This is a genomic window from Rothia sp. (in: high G+C Gram-positive bacteria) (assembly GCF_030540545.1).
Lineage (GTDB): Bacteria > Actinomycetota > Actinomycetes > Actinomycetales > Micrococcaceae > Rothia.
Window position 1 is genome coordinate 1 of sequence record NZ_JAUNVZ010000014.1, and the last position, 1,014, is coordinate 1,014.

Below are 1,014 nucleotides of genomic sequence, written 5' to 3' on the forward strand. Positions count from 1 at the left end.
ACTGAGGTGGTAGCCCTGAGGGTGAATACCACGAATCTTCTCCTCCCCCGGGGCCGGGAAGTAGGTGTGGGACAGTCCCAGCTTCTTGACGATGCGCTCATCGATCTGCTCCCCCACCGGCCGCTGAGACACCCGCTCAATGAGCATCCCCAGCACAATGTAGTTCGTATTGGTGTACTTCCACTGAGCACCGGGCTCGAAGGCCGCCGGCTTGCCCAGAGCCGTGTCCAGCAGGTCACGCGGTTGCGCGTAGTGATCCTTGACTTGGAAGATATCGCTCCTTCCAGGAGTGGTGTCGGTGTACTCAGGCAGGCCACTGGTGTGCTGCAGGAGCTGGCGCACCGTGATCTTTGATCCGTCAATACCCTCGCCCTTGATGAGGCCGGGCAGGTAGGTCTCGATCGGCTCATCAAGCCCCACCTTGCCCTCCTGAACCAGCTGCATGACCACCACGGCCACAAAGGTCTTCGTGTTCGACCCAATCCTCACCTCACCGTCCATCGGCGGAGCCTGACCCGTCTCCAGACTGCCCTTACCCACAGCGACACCGGCTGACTCACCCTTGCTGTCGCTCACCGCCGCCAGAGCCGCCGGGTAACCGGCCTCCACCAGCCCCTGCGCCCGAGCCTTCAGACTCTCAGCCTCCCCCTTCGACGGCGCCGCCGACGCCGCACCACCAGCAGCACCCAACGCAATCGCCGCCACCACAGGCACCGCCAACACCCGCCACACCAGCAACCGGCGACGAGACGAGCGGGACGACGACGGGCTGGCGGCAAGATCTACGGATCGAGGGCTGTCATGAACTGCTCTGCTATTGCGTGTGTTGCTCATGACCCCAGTGTCGACAATTCACCGGCCGAACACCCTCACCGACAGCACAGTGCTCACTGTCCATCAGGACAGTTCTCGCACAACAAGAAGCCGGCTCGGAACCGTTATGTTGGGGTTGCGAGCCGGCGGGTGGTGTGTGCTCGGTGGTGTCCTACTCTCCCGCACCCTGGCGGGTGCAGT

At 63.2% G+C, this 1,014-nt stretch carries 1 protein-coding gene; it reads right to left on the reverse strand.

Annotated elements, in window-relative coordinates; genetic code table 11:
* Positions 1 to 834, reverse strand: an 834-nt coding sequence (locus tag Q4P78_RS08540) for a serine hydrolase (RefSeq protein ID WP_303339958.1), incomplete at its 3' end; no start/stop codon positions are given.
* Between the last annotated feature and the right edge of the window lie 180 nt (positions 835 to 1,014).